This window comes from Kitasatospora sp. NPDC087315 (assembly GCF_044744345.1).
GTDB lineage: Bacteria > Actinomycetota > Actinomycetes > Streptomycetales > Streptomycetaceae > Kitasatospora.
In genome coordinates, this window is sequence record NZ_JBIUYD010000002.1 from 18309 (window position 1) to 31651 (window position 13343).

9 protein-coding genes are annotated in these 13343 nt (G+C 72.1%); 3 read left to right on the plus strand and 6 right to left on the minus strand.

Annotated elements, in window-relative coordinates; all coding sequences use genetic code 11:
• Positions 1 to 10 precede the first annotated feature (10 nt).
• The 4 genes from ACIO5D_RS02975 to ACIO5D_RS02990 all read right to left on the minus strand — a co-directional run bounded on the left by ACIO5D_RS02975 (position 11) and on the right by ACIO5D_RS02990 (position 5115).
• Positions 11 to 1711, minus strand: coding sequence for a glycoside hydrolase family 13 protein (locus ACIO5D_RS02975; protein WP_363614025.1), 1701 nt, complete (start codon positions 1709 to 1711; stop codon positions 11 to 13).
• A gap of 42 nt (positions 1712 to 1753) precedes the next feature.
• The gene (locus ACIO5D_RS02980) at positions 1754 to 2665 is read right to left on the minus strand and encodes a carbohydrate ABC transporter permease (RefSeq protein ID WP_363614027.1); all 912 of its coding nucleotides are present in this window, start codon (positions 2663 to 2665) and stop codon (positions 1754 to 1756) included.
• A gap of 40 nt (positions 2666 to 2705) precedes the next feature.
• The gene (locus ACIO5D_RS02985; RefSeq protein WP_363614029.1) at positions 2706 to 3710 is read right to left on the minus strand and encodes a sugar ABC transporter permease; all 1005 of its coding nucleotides are present in this window, start codon (positions 3708 to 3710) and stop codon (positions 2706 to 2708) included.
• Between the two features lie 127 nt (positions 3711 to 3837).
• Positions 3838 to 5115, minus strand: coding sequence for an extracellular solute-binding protein (locus ACIO5D_RS02990; RefSeq protein ID WP_400649207.1), 1278 nt, complete (start codon positions 5113 to 5115; stop codon positions 3838 to 3840).
• A 321-nt stretch (positions 5116 to 5436) separates the two neighbouring features.
• Between ACIO5D_RS02990 and ACIO5D_RS02995 the strand changes: the two genes are divergently transcribed.
• On the plus strand, positions 5437 to 5946 hold the full coding sequence (locus ACIO5D_RS02995; RefSeq protein ID WP_400793745.1) for a GNAT family N-acetyltransferase: 510 nt from the start codon (positions 5437 to 5439) through the stop codon (positions 5944 to 5946).
• Positions 5947 to 5950: 4 nt separating this feature from the next.
• Here the strand turns inward: ACIO5D_RS02995 and ACIO5D_RS03000 are convergent, their stop codons facing one another.
• Positions 5951 to 7033 (minus strand): aldose epimerase family protein, encoded by a 1083-nt coding sequence (locus ACIO5D_RS03000; RefSeq protein WP_363614035.1) that lies wholly within the window; start codon positions 7031 to 7033, stop codon positions 5951 to 5953.
• Between the two features lie 158 nt (positions 7034 to 7191).
• Positions 7192 to 10197, minus strand: coding sequence for an AAA family ATPase (locus tag ACIO5D_RS03005; protein WP_363614037.1), 3006 nt, complete (start codon positions 10195 to 10197; stop codon positions 7192 to 7194).
• Positions 10198 to 10489: 292 nt separating this feature from the next.
• On the opposite strand from ACIO5D_RS03005, the gene ACIO5D_RS03010 reads away from it, so the two are divergent.
• Both ACIO5D_RS03010 and ACIO5D_RS03015 read left to right on the plus strand, forming a co-directional pair.
• The gene (locus ACIO5D_RS03010; protein WP_363614039.1) at positions 10490 to 11437 is read left to right on the plus strand and encodes a terpene cyclase; all 948 of its coding nucleotides are present in this window, start codon (positions 10490 to 10492) and stop codon (positions 11435 to 11437) included.
• A gap of 233 nt (positions 11438 to 11670) precedes the next feature.
• Positions 11671 to 13194: an aldehyde dehydrogenase family protein gene (locus ACIO5D_RS03015; protein WP_400793746.1), complete on the plus strand. Its 1524-nt coding sequence runs from the start codon at positions 11671 to 11673 to the stop codon at positions 13192 to 13194.
• Positions 13195 to 13343 lie beyond the last annotated feature (149 nt).

Below are 13343 nucleotides of genomic sequence, written 5' to 3' on the forward strand. Positions count from 1 at the left end.
TGCAACCACGTCAGACCGCCCACCAGCCGGTGCTGTCCGGGGCCAGCACGGTCTCGCCGCCATCCACCTCCAGGTCGGCGGAGGCGAGCAGCAGCCGGCCGGGCACGGCTATCCTGACCGGCTGGTCGGTGGTGTTCACCGTGCACACGAACGAGCCGCGGCGGAACGTCAGGGTGCCCTCGGGGCCGTCCAGCCACTCGACCTCGGTGCCGGCGCCCAGCCCGGGCTGCGCACGCCGGACGGCCAGCGCACTGCGGTACAGCTCCAGGGTGGACGTCGGGTCACCGGTCTGCGCCTCGACGCTGAGCGCGGCCCACTCGGCGGGCTGGGGCAGCCAGCTCGGGCCGCCGGCGGTCGGGCCGAAGCCGTACGGGGCCTCGGTGCCGGACCACGGGATCGGCACCCGGCAGCCGTCGCGGTAGCCGTCCTGGCCCGCCTGACGGAAGAACGACGGGTCCTGGCGGACCTCGTCGGGCAGGTCGGTGACGTCCGGCAGGCCGAGCTCCTCACCCTGGTAGATGTACGCGGAGCCGGGCAGCGCGAGCATCAGCAGGGTGGCGGCACGGGCGCGGCGCAGGCCGAGGCCGCGGTCGCCGGCGGTGCGGATCTGGGTGCCCAGGCCCGGCGGGTTGGCGAAGCGGGTGGCGTGCCGGGTGACGTCGTGGTTGGAGAGCACCCAGGTGGTGGGGGCCTCCACCGGGCGCATCGAGTCGAGCGAGAGGTCGATCACCTCGCGCAGCTCGGCGGCGTCCCAGGAGGTGCCCAGGTACTGGAAGTTGAAGGCCTGGTGCAGTTCGTCGGGGCGGACGTAGTTGGCGGTGCGCTGGACGGTCGGGGTCCAGGCCTCGGCGACGCCGATCCGCTCGCCCGGGTACTCGTCCAGGATGGTCCGCCAGCTGCGGTAGATCTCGTGCACGCCGTCCTGGTCGAAGAACGGCATGACGTCGTTGCCGAGCAGCTTGAGCTGGTCGGCGCCGCCGAGGTCGGGCAGGCCGGGGGCCTTGACCAGGCCGTGGGCGACGTCGATCCGGAAGCCGTCGACGCCCATGTCCAGCCAGAACCGCAGGATCGAGCGGAACTCGTCGGCGACGGCCGTGTTCTCCCAGTTGAAGTCGGGCTGCTCGGGGGCGAACAGGTGCAGGTACCAGTCGCCCGGGGTGCCGTCCGGGTTCTCCGAGCGGGTCCAGGCCGGGCCGCCGAAGATGGACTCCCAGTCGTTGGGCGGCAGTTCGCCGTTCTCTCCCTTGCCCGGACGGAAGTGGTAGCGCTCGCGCAGCGGCGAGGCGGGGCCGTCGCGCAGCGCCCGCTGGAACCACTCGTGCTGGTCGGAGGAGTGGTTGGGGACGAGGTCCACGATGATCCGCAGGCCCAGCTCGTGGGCGTCGCGGATCAGCGCGTCGGCGTCCAGCAGGGTGCCGAACATCGGGTCCACCGCGCGGTAGTCGGCCACGTCGTAACCGGCGTCGGCCTGCGGCGAGGCGTAGAACGGCGAGAGCCAGACCGCGTCCACGCCGAGGTCGCGCAGGTAGGGCAGGCGGCTGCGGATGCCGGGCAGGTCGCCCATGCCGTCGCCGTTGGAGTCGGCGAAGCTGCGCGGGTACACCTGGTAGATGACCGCGTCCCGCCACCAGTCTCTGGACGCGCCGGTGCTCGCCTCGTGAGCGGTGGCGTCGGCGGCGGGCCGGGAGGTGTCGGCCAGGTTCTGGGTCATGGACGGTATCCCTTGGGGACTAGGCGGTGGATACGGCAGCGGTCAGGACTTGGAGGCGCCGGCCGTGAGACCGGTGACCAGGTGACGCTGCACCAGGTAGAAGAGGGCCGAGGAGGGGATCGCGATCAGGACCGCGGTCGCCGCCATCAGGTTCCACTGGGCGTCGTGCTCGCTGACGAAGGTCTGCAGGCCGACGGCGAGGGTGTACTTGTCGGAGCTGAGCATGAAGGTGGAGGCGAAGGCCACCTCGGCCCAGGCGGTCAGGAAGGAGTAGAACGCCGCCACCGCCAGGCCCGGCCGGGCGAGCGGCAGCACCAGCCGCCAGAAGGTGCCGAACGGGCTGAGCCCGTCGACCCGCCCGGCCTCGTCGATCTCCACCGGGATGGTGTCGAAGTAGCCCTTGAGCAGCCAGGCGCAGTACGGGACGGTGGTGGTCGAGTAGACCAGGATCAGTCCGAGGTAGCTGTCCAGCAGGCCGAGGTCGGAGAGGATCGTGTACATCGGCACGATCAGCACCGCGATCGGGAACATCTGGGTGACCAGCAGCGACCACATCAGCGGCTTGTGGCCGGGGAAGCGCATCCGGGAGACGGCGTAGCCGGTGGTGGCGGCGATCAGCACGCCGAAGACCGTGGTGACCCCGGAGACCAGGAACGCGTTGCCGAACCAGGTGAAGAAGTCGGTGTCGAACAGCACCGTGTGGTAGTTCGACAGCGTCATCTTGTCGAAGATCTCCCCGGGGTGGAGGTAGTCCGTCTTGTCGGGGCCGAGCGAGACGTAGAGGATCCACGCCACCGGGAAGAGCGCGATCAGGCTGGCCAGGATCAGCGTGCCGTGCGACAGCGTCTTGACCAGCGGGCTCGCCTCGCCGCGGCGGCGGACCCGGGCCGGCTTGGCGGCCGGGGCGGCCGCGCCCGCGGTGCGGACGGTGGGTCGGTCGGTGGTGGTGCTCATCGGGGGTACCTGCCTTCGTGGTCGCTGGGGTTGCGGGGCGTCAGCCGTTGGCCTGCTCGTTGCGGGCGAGCCAGCGCCGGTAGAAGGCGGTGAAGACGATCAGGATGGAGAGCAGGATCACACCGTAGGCGGCGGACTGCGCGTAGTCCCGGGGCTGCTGGCCGAAGCCGAGGCGGTAGGCCCAGGTGACGAGCAGCTGGGCGTCGGGCGCTCCGCTGGTGCCGAACAGCAGGAAGATGACCGCGAACTGGTTGAACGTCCAGATCACGCCGAGCAGGACGACGGTGGAGGAGACGGTGCGCAGCCCGGGCAGGGTGACGTACCGGAAGCGCTGCCAGGGGGTGGCGCCGTCCATCTCGGCGGCCTCGTACAGCTCGGCCGGGATCGACTGCAGGCCGCCGAGCAGCGAGATCATCATGAACGGCACGCCGACCCAGGTGTTGACCAGGATCGCGGCGGCCTTCTGTGCCAGCGGGTCGTCCAGCCAGCCGGGTTCGGGCAGGTGCAGGGAGGAGAGCAGCCCGTTGACGGCGCCGCCGTCGGCGAGCATCAGCCGCCAGGAGAAGACGGTGACGAAGGTCGGCACGGCCCACGGCAGGATGAGCAGCATCCGGTAGACGGCGCGGCCGCGCAGCTTCTGGTTGAGCAGCAGGGCCAGGCCCAGGCCGATGGTGTAGTGCAGGAAGACGCAGAGCGCCGTCCAGGTGATGGTCCAGACGAAGTGCGACCAGAAGCGGTCGTACGAGCCGGGGCCCCAGAGGATGTCGGCGTAGTTGTCGAAGCCGACGAACTTGTAGCTGGCCGGGATCTCGTTGACGCCGATCTTGCGGGCGGCGTTGAGGCTGTTGGCGTCGGTGAGGGTGAGCCAGATGCCCTCGGCGAGCGGGTAGAGCACCAGCACGCCGAGCACCAGCACCACCGGCGTGATCATCGCGTAGGCGTACCAGTGCTTGGCGTAGGAGCGCTTGAGCCGCTCCATCGGGCCCGGACGCGAATCGCGCTCCCGGCTGCCCTTGCCGGTGGCGCCCTGCACGGCGACTGACATCGATTGACACCTTCTCAGGAGGTCCGCCGCCCGCTTCGGCGACTGCTGGTACGGAGCTGGCCGTCCGGCCCGCCGGGAGGGAGCGCGGCGGGCCGGACGACGGGGGCTTGTCGGGGAAGCCCCCGGACTACTTGGCGAAGCCCGGGAGGAGCTTGGCGTAGTCGGTGGCGACGGTGTTCAGGCCGTCCTGGGTGCCGGTGCCCTGGGCCACCTTGCCGAGGTTGGTACCGAGCGAGGCGAACAGCGAGCTGTACTCGGGCAGTTCGGGGCGCGGCTTGGCGCTGCCGAGCACGGCCTGGAAGCCCGCGATGCCGGGGTCGGCCTTGACCTCGGGGGTGAAGGCGTCGGCGCGGGTCGGCAGGGTGGAGTTCTTCTGCGCGATGAACGCCTGGCTCTCGGCGGAGGTCATGAAGGCGGCGAACTTCTCGGCGGCGGCCTTGTGGGCCTGGTCGGCGCCGGCGTAGACGGAGATGTTGTGGCCGCCGGTGGGGGCGCCGGCCTTGCCGGCGGAGCCGGCCGGGACGGGGGCGATGCCGAGGTTGGTCTTGTCGGCGAACGCGGAGCCCTTGTAGATGTTGGTGATCTCCCAGGGGCCCTGGATGATGGCCGCGACCTTGCCGCTGTTGAAGGCGTCCATCATGTGCGCGTAGGCGTCGGTGGTGACGTCGGCCTTGACGGTGCCGGGCGAGGTGAACAGCGACTTGTAGGTCTCGATGCCCTTGACGGCCTCGGGCGACGCGACGGTGATCTTCTTGGTGGCGGCGTCGACGGTGTCGGTGCCCTCGCCGAACAGGAACGGCATCGCGTAGTAGCCGTCGGCGGCCTTCAGCCAGAAGCCGTCCACGCCGGCCTTCTCCTTGACGGCGGCGGCGGCGGTCTTCAGCTCGTCCCAGGTCTTGGGGGCCTCGGTGATACCGGCCTTGGTGAACAGCTCCTTGTTGTAGAGCAGGCCCAGGGTGTCGGTGACCAGCGGGACGCCGTAGATCTTGCCCTCGTACTTGGCCTGCTGGACCAGGCTGGGCTGGAAGGCGGCGGAGTCGGCGGCGGCCGGGGTGCCGTCCAGCGGCTCCAGGTAGCCGGCCTTGGCGAAGGCGGCGGTCCAGCCGACCTCGGAGCGGAACACGTCCGGAGCGCCCTTGGCCCCCATGGCGGTCTGGAGCTTGTTCTGCGCCTGGTCGAACGGCACGTTGACGAAGTCGACCTTGACGGTCGGGTTGGCGGCCTCGAACTTCTTGACGAGTTCCTGGTAGTTCGGCGCCTCGTTGGTGGCGTTCGACGTGTCCCAGTAGGTGAGGGTGACCGGCCCGTCGGCCTTGCCGTTCGAGCTGGAGCCGCTGCTGCCACAGGCAGCCATCGAGACCGCGAGGGCCACAACGAGGGCAGAGGCCGCGATGCCACGCCGCATGAGAACTCCTTGGGAGGGTGGGGGTGCCCGAGATAGTGGGAGGCAGGCGCATAATGGCTGCCTCGCCGCGACCGCACCGTTGCTGCCGTCGGGCTCGGAAGGAAGTTAACAGCGGCGCAATCGCCACGGAAAGACCTTGCAGCAAGTTTCTGCAAGAAATGCCGATCGTTACATCCACGTGTCCTCGACGTTGCCACCCGGTGGTTGACAGTGGACGAATCATCAGCGTTCGCCCGTTTCGTCCGGCTCCGTACCGTGCCCGGACCGGCTCCGCCCCCACCCGCCTGAACCGCGGAGCGCCGCTTGCAGCAGACTGACGGCATGCGAATCAGAGCCGCGAAGAGGGACGAACTGCCGCTGCTGTGCGAGCTGGAACGGGCCGCCGGGGCGCCGTTCGCCGCGATCGGGATGCCGGAGATCGCCGAGGACGAACCGCCCGCGCCCGAGGAGCTCGTCCACTACCTGGACGGGGGCGTCGCCCTGGTGGCCCTGGAGGAGGACGGCGGCGCGCCCGTCGGCTATCTGCTGGCCGAGCCGGTGGACGGCGCGCTGCACATCGAACAGGTCTCCGTCCACCCCGGCCACGCCCGCCAGGGGATCGGCCGGGCGCTGATCGAGCACCTCGCGGCCACCACCGACGCGCCCGCGCTCACCCTCACCACCTTCGCCGACGTCCCCTGGAACGCCCCCTACTACGCCCGTTGCGGCTTCCGGCCGCTCGCCGACGCCGAGGTCACCCCCGGCCTGCGGGAGATCCGGCGCAAGGAGGCCGAGCACGGTCTGGACCGCTGGCCCAGGCTCTGCATGCGCCGGGAACCGCCCCGCGGCTGACCGGTCAGGCGACGCCCAGGCGCAGCACGGTGGTGGAGCGGAACTCCTCCCCCGGCCGCAGCTCGGTGCTGGGGAAGGCCGGGTGGTGCGGGGAGTCCGGGAAGTGCTGGGTCTCCAGCGCGATCCCGGCGAACGGCCCGTACGGGACACCGCTCGCGCCGGTCACCGCGCCCTGGAACGTGTTGGCGGTGTAGACCTGGATGCCCGGCTCGGTGGTCAGCACCTCCAGGGTGCGGCCGCTGGCCGGGTCCTCCAGCAGCGCGGCCCGGGCCGGGGTGCCGTCGGCCGGACGCGGCCGCAGCACCCAGTTGTGGTCGTAGCCGCCCGGGCCGGCCAGCTGGGGGTGCTCGTCGTGCACGGACTTGCCGATCGGCCGGGCCGCGGTGAAGTCGAACGGGGTGCCGGCCACCGGCTCGGTCCGCCCGTACGGGATCTGCCGCGCGTCGGCCGGGGTGTACTCCTCGGCGTCGAGGGTGAGCAGGTGGCCGAGGATGTCTCCGCTGCCTTCGCCCGAAAGATTGAAGTACGCGTGATTGGTCAGGTTGACGACGGTCGGCCTGGTGGTGACGGCCCGGTAGGCGATGACCAGTTCGCCGGCCGGGTCGAGGGTGTAGTCGACGGTGACATCGAGCGCGCCGGGGAAGCCCTGGTCGCCGTCCGGACTGTGCAGCCGCAGCCGCACGCCTGCGGGCAGTTGCCCGGCCTCCCAGATCCGGTGCGCGAAGCCGTCCGGGCCGCCGTGGATGGTGACGCCGCCACCGGTGGGGGCGAGCGGGTACTCCTCGCCGTCGATGGTGAACCCGCAGCGGTCGATCCGGTTGGCGTACCGGCCGACGACGGTGCCGTAGTGCCGGGCCGGGCCGAGGATCTCGCTCAGCCGGTCGGTGGAGAGCAGGAGTTGCGCGGGCCGGCCGGCCCGGTCGGGGGCGGTCAGGGTGTGCAGGGTGGCACCGAGGGTGAGCACGCTCGCCTCGTACGGGCCGGCGCGCAGCGTCCAGCGCTCGATCGCGGCACCCGCGCCCGAGGCCTCGAAGGGTTCGCGCCGCACGCTGGTCGCCTGCGGCCCGTTCGCCGGGGGCGTCGCCATGGCCTGCTCCTCACTGGTGGGCCACGGCGCACCGCGGCCACCTGGTTCCGGGTCCGTCCGGGGCCGCTGTGGCGGGCCCGGTGTGCGTCAGCCTAGCCAGAGCAGTGGGGGCGGGGGCGGTACGGCCGTCCTGCGCGCCGCCCCCGCGCCCCCGCGCGCTACCGCCGACCGCTGTCGGACCAGTCGGAGCCGCCGCGCTGCTCGGGCGGCAGGCCGAGGGCCGAGGCGAGGCCGTCCGGGCCGCTGCCCGCCTTGCGGTAGACGGCCGCCAGCCGACGGTTGACCAGGCTGAGCTGGACGCCCAGTTCCTCGGCGATCCGCTGCGGCGGCACGCCCCGGACGGCGAGCCGGGCGACGTCCCACTCGGGCTGGCTGAGCGTCTCGCGGAAGTCGCCCAGCCGGTTGGGCCGCAGGCCGTAGTTGGCCAGCTCGCGGCGGGCCTGGTCGACCAGGCCGTCGGCGGCGCAGTGCTGGGCCAGCTCGATGCCCTGGTACAGGTACTCCTGGGCGTCCTCCAGCCGGCCGACCCGGCGCAGTGCGGCGCCGAGGTCGACCAGGGCGACGGCGTGTTCGTACCCGGCGGGCGACTGGCCGAGGTGCGTGACGGCCTGTTCCAGCAGCTCCACCGCCTGCTGGCCGTCCTCGATCTGGGCGTGCAGCCGCAGCGCGGTGCCGATCGCCGAGGCGGTGCCGAAGGCCTGGGCGTCCTGGACGGCCCGCTGGGCCAGGTCGCGGGAGCGCTCGGGCTCGTCCGGGGCGATCGCGATGGCGAGGTGGCTGGCCCAGGGCGCCCACACGGTGTTGTGCCAGCCGCGCGCCTGCAACTGGGCACCGGCCTCGGTGAGCGCGGCGGCGGCCCCGGCGGGCCGGTCCACGGCGAGCAGCAGCTTGCCGTACAGCGAGGGCGCGTCCGGCAGCACCATGGCGTTGGCGTGGTACGGCGGGTTGAAGCCGAAGCCGATCGCGAGGTCCCAGGCCTCGCGGGTGCGGCCGCGGGCGAGCAGGGTGTCCACCAGCACGCCGACGGCGTCCCAGGCGAGCGGCAGCTTGGGGCCGATCCGCTCGGAGAGCCGCAGGGCGCGGCGGAGGAAGTCCTCGGCCTCGGCGAGCAGTCCGCGGCGGAACCGGGCCAGGCCCATCAGGAAGTAGGCGAAGCCCCGGTGGGCGCCGCTCCATCCGGCGATCTCGAACTGGACGATGGCGTCCGCGAACAGCCGCTCGGCCTGGGCGATGCGGTCGTTGTAGGTGTACGTGAGGCCCAGCATGGAGGGCAGTTCGAAGCCCCAGGTGTTGTCGGTCCAGCCGAGGCCCTTGGGCAGCCGGCCGTGGTCGAGCACGTCGTCGGCGTGCCGCAGGGCCTCGGCGGAGGCCTGCCCGCGCAGGGTGAGGTCCCAGGCGCGCATCGCGAGCACGGCCCGGTCGGCGGCCTCGCGGCCGGTGAGGCTGCGGCAGAGCTCGCCGAGGCGTTCGGAGCGGGCGGGCCCGTTCTCCTCGGACTTGCGGAAGGCGTGCCACATGAACGAGGCGGCTTCCAGCCGGAGCCGGCCCGCCGGGTCGCCGGTGGTCTTCTCGGCCTCCTCCTGGCAGACCACCGCGGCCTGGCCGAGCTCGCCGCTGTGGGCGAGGACCTCGGAGAGCCGGAAGGTGGCGTCCACCCGCAGGGAGGGGCGCAGCGGTCCCTCCTCCGGGTCAAGGGCGAGCCGCAGCTGGTTGACGGTGGCGACCGGGTCGGTGAGCAGCGCGGAGCAGCCGAGTTCGTACAGCACCTCGGCGCGGTCCTCGTCGTCCGGCGGTTCGGCGATGGCGCGGTGGAGACAGCGCTGGGCGGCCTCGGGGGCGCCGATCAGCAGGTGTTCGGCGGCGGCCCGGCGCAGTTTGCGGACGGTGCGGTCGTCGCCCTCGCCGGGGAAGGTCTCCACCAGGTGGCGGGAGGCGGCGAGGAGGCCGAGCCCGGCGTTCTCGATCTCGGCGGCGGCGACCCCGTGCATGCCGGTGCGGGTGGACTCCGGCATGGTGTTGTAGATGGAGCTGCCGATCAGCGGGTGGACGAACTCCAGGTTCCCGTTGGGGGTCTGGGTGAGGACCCGCTGCTTGCGCAGCTGCTTGATGGACTCGCGGGCGCCCTCGGCGCTCTGGGTGGAGATCCGGGCGGCGAGGTCGGGCCGGATGTCGGTGCCGAGCATCGCGGCGGCCCAGGCGAACCGCAGGGTGGTGGCACCGAGCCGCTCCAGCCAGCCCTTGAGGGTCATGCCGGTGGCGTCGACGGCGAGTTCGCGCAGTTGGAGGGAGTTCTCCTCGACCGGGTCGAGTGCCTGGTCCCGGACCTGGTCGAGCAGGGCGACGGCCTCGTAGGGATTACCGTTGACGACGTTCCAGAACTCGTAGCAGAAGGCGTCCTCCGCCGTGTCGCCGAGTTCGGCGCGGATGATGTCGGTGACGGAGACCAGGGAGAGCCGGTTCAGCTCATGCCGACGGGTGGCGAGTTCGATGACGGCGGTACGGTGCTGGTGGGCCTCGCTCTGCCAGTCCACGATGTCGTCGCGGTAGGCGAAGACCAGCAGGACCGGCAGTTCGCGGGCGCGTACCGCGAACTGGGTCAGCCAGCCGAGGGATTCGAGGTCGGCCCAGTGCAGGTCGTCGACGATCATCACCAACGGGGCTCGCCGGGGCGCCAGCTGGGTCAGGACGTAGTCGAGTCCGTCGCGCACGCCCTGCGGGTCGAGGCGACGGGCCCCGACCTTGGGCTGCTTGAGGCCCATGGCCGGTCCGACGACCTCCTCCCAGGTGCCCATGACCTGCCGGAACTCGGCGGGCGGGAGGCTGCTGAGGACGGGCTGGAGCAGCTGGCGCAGGACGTGGTAGGGCTCGTTGAACTGGCGCTCGCCGCCCCGGGCGAACAGCACGGTGGCGCCGTCGCGGAGCTTGGCGATCCGGCGGACCTCGTGCAGCAGGCTGGTCTTGCCGATGCCGGGCCGGCCGGAGAAGGTCAGCAGCTCGCCGATCTCGGTGCCGCCGGCGGCGAACTCGCGGCAGAGCTTGTCCACGGCGGTCTCCGCCGAGCGGAGTTCCGAGTCCCGGTCACGCAGTCTGATCCGGTGTGTCGCGGCGTCCCCCTCCCGGCTGGTGCCGCCCACCGCCCGATATTCGTGTCCCTGCTCGGTCACCGTCGCGCCTCCGCCTCGCCGTTCCCTGCTCGTGGAGCCGAGATTAGCGCCGCCGAGGGCATGCCGCGCGGCATTCACCCTGGCGGGGGCGGAGATTGAGGGTTCGGGCCGTCGACCCAGGGCAATTGCCCTATATCCCTAACGTCGGATCATTGCATCGGATACTCTACGGCCCGCGAGGCTGAGTTGATCTTGTCATGCAAGCCTCCGGCTGTCGAGGCGCCGCCTCAACTCCCCCACGACCACTGCTCGCACCAGAAGTGCCCCCACCCTTCGCTGCACCGGGAGTCCGATGTCTGACGACACATCACTTCAGATTCCGTTCCCGCACCGCCGCAGTCTCCACGGACCGTACGCCGCCGCACTGCACCGCGACTGGCTGACCCGCCACCCGCTGCTCCCCGACCCCGGCCACCCCTCCTACGCGCACTGGGAGGTGGTCGAGCTCGCCGCGCTCGGCTACCCTGACGCCGACCCGGACGAACTCGCCCTGGCCGCCGACCTGATGGGCTTCTACTTCCTCTTCGACGACCAGTTCGACGGACCGATCGGCCGCCGCCCCACCGAGGTGACCCCGATCTGCGAGCGGCTGGTCGCCGTCCTGCACGGCGCCCGCCCGAACGCCGCCTCCCCCGTGGAGACGGCCTTCGCGGACCTCTGGGACCGCAGCGTGAGCGGCATGCCCGCCCGCTGGCAGGCCCGCGCCGCCTACAACTGGGAGTGGTACCTGGCCAGCCACCCGGCCGAGGCCGCCGGGCGGATCTCCGAGCGCCCCCCGGACCGGGACGGCTACCTGGTACTCAGGCGGGGCACCGCCGCGATGGAGACGATCTTCGACATGGTGGAGCGCCTCGGGCGTTTCGAGGTGCCCGCCGCCATCCTCCACCACCCGGTCCTGCGCCAACTGCGCCAACTGGCCGCCGACATCCCCTCGCTGAGCAACGACGTCCGGTCCTTCCCGCTGGAGGCGCCGCGCGGCGACGTCAACAACCTGGTGATGATCGAGCAGCGGGAGCGCCGCTGCTCGGCCGAGGAGGCGTGCGCGGTGGTGATGGCGGAGGCCCAGCTCATGGTCGGGCGCTGCCACCACCTGCACGGTCAACTCCCCGCCGTCTACCGGGAGCTGGGCCTGGCGAGGGTGGAGCGGATCATCGCCCAGCGGTACGCGGACGGGCTGCTCACCTGGCTGGCCGGCTACCTCGACTGGGAGGCCCGCACCGGCCGCTACCAGACGGCCTGACCGGCCCGCGGCGCCCCACCCGGCCCGGATCCCGCCACTCTGCGTGGAGCCGACCCGCACGGCCCGTAGCCGCGCCCGCCGTCCCCGGCTATCGTGATCGGCGGCGGGTGCCCCGGCGGGACGCCCGGTCCATGTGTGTCCGTACCCTCCGCCGGGCCGCCCGGTTCGCGGCCCGGCGCGCCGCCCCTCCGTGCGCCGGGGCGGCGCCCGACATCGCGAGGAGACACCCGAGCATGACGGTCTACCAGCCCCCGGGACAGCCCGGCAGCATCATCGCCTACCGCCCCCGCTACGAGCACTGGATCGGCGGCCGGTGGACGCCGCCGGTCCGCGGCGAGTACTTCGAGAACCCGAGCCCGGTCACCGGCGAGATCTTCACCGAGGTCGCCCGCGGCACCGCCGAGGACATCGAGGCCGCGCTCGACGCCGCCCACGCCGCCGCCCCGTCCTGGGGCCGCACCCCGCCCGCCGAACGCGCCCAGGTCCTGCTGCGGATCGCCGACCGGATGGCCGAGCACCTGGAGGCACTGGCGGTCGCGGAGAGCTGGGAGAACGGCAAGCCGGTGCGCGAGACGCTGGCCGCCGACCTGCCTCTCGCCGTCGACCACCTGCGCTACTTCGCCGGTGCGCTGCGCGCCCAGGAGGGCGGCCTCTCCCAGCTGGACGAGGACACCGTGGCGTACCACTTCCACGAGCCGCTGGGCGTGGTCGGCCAGATCATCCCGTGGAACTTCCCGATCCTGATGGCCGTCTGGAAGCTCGCCCCCGCGCTGGCGGCGGGCAACGCGGTGGTGCTCAAGCCCGCCGAGCAGACCCCGGCGTCCGTGCTGCTGCTGGCCGAACTGACCGCCGACCTGCTGCCGCCCGGCGTCCTCAACGTGGTCAACGGCTACGGCCTGGAGGCCGGCCGGCCGCTGGCGTCCAGCAACCGCATCCGCAAGATCGCCTTCACCGGCGAGACCACCACCGGCCGGCTGATCTCCCAGTACGCCAGCGGCAACCTGATCCCCGTCTCGCTGGAGCTCGGCGGCAAGAGCCCCAACCTGTTCTTCGCCGACGTCGCCACCGAGCAGGACGCCTTCTACGACAAGTCGCTGGAGGGCTTCGCGATGTTCGCCCTCAACCAGGGCGAGGTGTGCACCTGCCCGAGCCGGGCGCTGATCCAGGCCTCGGTGTACGACCGGCTGCTCGCCGACGGTCTGGACCGGGTGCGCTCGATGCGCCAGGGCAACCCGCTGGACACCGAGACCCAGGTCGGCGCCCAGGCCAGCGACGACCAGCTGAAGAAGATCCTCTCCTACATCGAGATCGGTCAGGCCGAGGGTGCCAAGGTGCTGGCCGGCGGCGAACAGGCCGACCTCGGCGGCGCGCTGTCCGGCGGGTACTACGTGACGCCCACCGTGTTCGAGGGCGTCAACGGCATGCGGGTCTTCCAGGAGGAGATCTTCGGTCCGGTGCTCGCCGTCACCCGTTTCGAGGACTTCGACGACGCGATCACCCTTGCCAACGACACCCTCTACGGGCTCGGCGCGGGCGTCTGGACCCGGGACAGCAACACCGCGTACCGGGCCGGGCGGGCCATCCAGGCCGGGCGGGTGTGGACCAACTGCTACCACGCCTACCCCGCACACGCGGCGTTCGGCGGCTACAAGAACTCCGGCATCGGGCGGGAGAACCACAAGGCGGTGCTGGAGCACTACCAGCAGACCAAGAACCTGCTGGTGAGCTACTCCCCCGACGCCGTCGGCTTCTTCTAGACCCGGCGCGCCCCGGTGGCGACGGCACGCCCCTCACCGGGGAAGCGAAGAAGCGGGGGGGGGGGGGGGGGGGCCCCCCCGCCCCCCCCCCCCACCCCCCCCCCCCCCCCCGCCCCCCCCCCCCCCCCCCCCCCCCCCCCCCCCCCCCC

Coding starts and splice junctions, on each gene's coding strand:
- ACIO5D_RS02980 (WP_363614027.1), bottom strand. CDS start 2,665: ATGAGCACCACCACCGACCGACCCACCGTCCGCACCGCGGGCGCGGCC.
- ACIO5D_RS03015 (WP_400793746.1), top strand. CDS start 11,671: ATGACGGTCTACCAGCCCCCGGGACAGCCCGGCAGCATCATCGCCTAC.
- ACIO5D_RS03010 (WP_363614039.1), top strand. CDS start 10,490: ATGTCTGACGACACATCACTTCAGATTCCGTTCCCGCACCGCCGCAGT.
- ACIO5D_RS02990 (WP_400649207.1), bottom strand. CDS start 5,115: ATGCGGCGTGGCATCGCGGCCTCTGCCCTCGTTGTGGCCCTCGCGGTC.
- ACIO5D_RS02995 (WP_400793745.1), top strand. CDS start 5,437: ATGCGAATCAGAGCCGCGAAGAGGGACGAACTGCCGCTGCTGTGCGAG.
- ACIO5D_RS03000 (WP_363614035.1), bottom strand. CDS start 7,033: ATGGCGACGCCCCCGGCGAACGGGCCGCAGGCGACCAGCGTGCGGCGC.
- ACIO5D_RS02975 (WP_363614025.1), bottom strand. CDS start 1,711: ATGACCCAGAACCTGGCCGACACCTCCCGGCCCGCCGCCGACGCCACC.
- ACIO5D_RS02985 (WP_363614029.1), bottom strand. CDS start 3,710: ATGTCAGTCGCCGTGCAGGGCGCCACCGGCAAGGGCAGCCGGGAGCGC.